Annotated in this window: 4 protein-coding genes; 1 reads left to right on the top strand and 3 read right to left on the bottom strand. The window is 72.6% G+C overall.

Annotated elements, in window-relative coordinates:
• The 3 genes from AB0I76_RS28415 to AB0I76_RS28405 all read right to left on the bottom strand — a co-directional run.
• The coding region (locus AB0I76_RS28415) for an ATP-binding cassette domain-containing protein (RefSeq protein ID WP_357041766.1) at positions 1-349 on the bottom strand (349 nt) is incomplete at its 3' end.
• Positions 346-1314, bottom strand: coding sequence for a metal ABC transporter substrate-binding protein (locus AB0I76_RS28410; protein ID WP_357041763.1), 969 nt, complete (start codon positions 1312-1314; stop codon positions 346-348). The genes AB0I76_RS28410 and AB0I76_RS28415, both read right to left, overlap by 4 nt.
• A 54-nt stretch (positions 1315-1368) precedes the next feature.
• A complete protein-coding gene (locus tag AB0I76_RS28405; protein ID WP_357041759.1) occupies positions 1369-1626 on the bottom strand; it encodes a hypothetical protein in 258 nt (85 codons plus the stop codon).
• Positions 1627-1653: 27 nt separating this feature from the next.
• Between AB0I76_RS28405 and AB0I76_RS28400 the strand changes: the two genes are divergently transcribed.
• The gene (locus AB0I76_RS28400) at positions 1654-1995 is read left to right on the top strand and encodes an antibiotic biosynthesis monooxygenase (RefSeq protein ID WP_357041756.1); all 342 of its coding nucleotides are present in this window, start codon (positions 1654-1656) and stop codon (positions 1993-1995) included.
• Positions 1996-2132 lie beyond the last annotated feature (137 nt).

The following is a 2132-nucleotide window of genomic DNA, read 5'->3' as shown; positions in this document are numbered from 1 at the left end:
CGGCGGCGCCGGCCGGTCGCAGCACGCCCCGCCGGGCGAGCCGGCCGGAGGCCACCACCTCGCGGACCGTGGCCGGTACGCCGCTGCCGGCGCCCAGCCGCTGCGGGACGTACCCGATGCGGTGCCACTGGCGGAACCGCCGCAACGGGCGGTCGAAGAGGGTGACCGACCCGGAGCTGAGCGGCACCAACCCGAGGACGGCACGGATGAGCGTGGACTTCCCGGAGCCGTTGGCGCCGAGCAGGGCGACCACCTCGCCGGTGGTCACCGTCAGGGAGACGTCACGCAGCACGGGGCGGCCGTCGTAGCCGACCACCCCGTGCGTGACAGTGATGACAGGGGATGTCACGAGCAGCTCAACGCCGTCCTCAGGCTCGCCAGGTTGGTACGCATCACCGAAAGGTAGTCGCCGCCGTCGTCGGTCGACAGCCCTTCGATCGGATCCAGCACGGCGGTCTTCGCGCCGACCTGGCCGGCGATGGTCTCGGCGACCTTCGGGCTGACCAGCGTCTCGAAGAAGATGGTGGTGGCCTTGTGCTCCTTGGCCTCCTCGGCGACCTCGGCCAGGCGCTGCGGCGACGGCTCGTTCTCCGGGCTGAGGCCGGTGATGCCGATCTGCTCCAGCTGGTAGCGCTCGGTCAGGTACCCGAAGGCCGTGTGGCTGACCACGATCTCGCGGCGCTGGCAGGTCTTCAGCCCGGCGGTGAACTCACCGTCGAGCTTCTCCAGCTCCGTGCGGAGTTCCTTCGCCCGGGTCGTGTACTCGGCGGCCCGGTCCGGGTCGGCCCCGCCGAGCCGCTCGGCCAGCTTGTCGCCGACGGTGGCGAGGCGGGTCGGGTCCAGCCAGAGGTGCGGGTCCTTGCCCCCGGTCTCCTCCTCGTGGCCGGGCTCCTTGCTCTCGCCCTCGCCCTCGCCCTCGTGGTCGTGGGCGTCGGCCGCGGCGTCGCGTAGGGGCTGCACGGTGGCCACGTCGAAGGCGCGGTCCTTGGCGTTCTGCTCGACGGCCTCGTCGACCTGCGGCTGGAAGCCGGCGAGGTAGACCACCAGCTCCGCCTCGGCAACGTCGCCGACCTGGCCCGGGTTGAGCTCCACGTCGTGCGGCTCGGCGCCCGGCTTGACCAGGTTGGTGACCGTCACCGCGTCACCGCCGATCCGCTCGGCGAGGAACTGGAGCGGGTAGAAGGCGGCCACCACGTCGACCCGCTGCGGGTCGGCGCCGGCGGCCTCGTTGTCGGAGCAGGCGGTGACGCCGCCCAGGGCGAGCAGGGCGGTCGTCGCGGCGGCCAGGGCGCGCGGTGCGGTGCGGTTGTTCATGTCGTCAACTGTCCGCGCGAACGACAATGATTGTCAAAAACGCATGCTTGCATGTCAGAGCAGCTTCGCCAGCCCCGCCGCCACCAGCAGGGTCAGTATCACCAGCCGGATCATCCGCGTCCCCGGCGTCTGGACCGACCAGGTCGTCACCAGCAGCGCGGCCACCCCCGCCGCCAGCAGGAGGGTGAACAGGCCACCGACCACGCCGGGCGTGAAGAACGCGACCAGCACCAGCACCAGGGTGACCAGGAACACCGTCGTCGGATTCGCCCGGGCCAGCCGGGCCGCGATCGGGCTCTGCGTACGCTGCATCCCACAGACTCTACGAGGAGGAACCCGGTGCTGGTGACCAACCGGTTCGTGGTCGACGTCGATGTCGCCGACGACTTCACCGCGCGGGCGCACGCCGCCCTCGCCGCCCTCGCGGCCCGACCCGGGTACCTGCGCGGCCAGCTGGTGCGGGCCCTCGACGACCCCCGCCACTGGTGCCTGGTCACCGAGTGGGAGTCGGTCGGCACCTACCGCCGGGCCCTGGGCGGCTTCGACGTCAAGGTCACCGCCGTCCCGCTGCTCGCCGAGTCGGTCGACGAGCCGTCCGCGTACGAGGCGTTGGCCAGCGCCGCTCCCGGCGGGGACGTCGTGGTGGCTCCGAGCGATCGGGCCTCTGCCCCTTACCGTTGAGCCCTGGGGCACTACCCTGCTCTCATGAGCGCTCCCGGACCGGCGGCCCCCTCGCCGTACCCCCCGCTGCCCGGCCAGGACGGCGGCGCGCGACCCCCGGTCGTGCCCGGTCCACCCACGGACCCGGCGGTTCCCGT

It is taken from the genome of Micromonospora sp. NPDC049799 (assembly GCF_040656655.1).
In the GTDB taxonomy this organism is placed as follows: domain Bacteria; phylum Actinomycetota; class Actinomycetes; order Mycobacteriales; family Micromonosporaceae; genus Micromonospora.
The sequence above is the reverse complement of the archived record's forward strand: the minus strand, read 5'-3'. Positions and strand labels throughout refer to the sequence as shown.

What these genes read in the sequence shown, in the direction of transcription:
- AB0I76_RS28405 (WP_357041759.1), bottom strand. Translation starts at nt 1,626, where the DNA reads ATGCAGCGTACGCAGAGCCCGATCGCGGCCCGGCTGGCCCGGGCGAAT.
- AB0I76_RS28410 (WP_357041763.1), bottom strand. Translation starts at nt 1,314, where the DNA reads ATGAACAACCGCACCGCACCGCGCGCCCTGGCCGCCGCGACGACCGCC.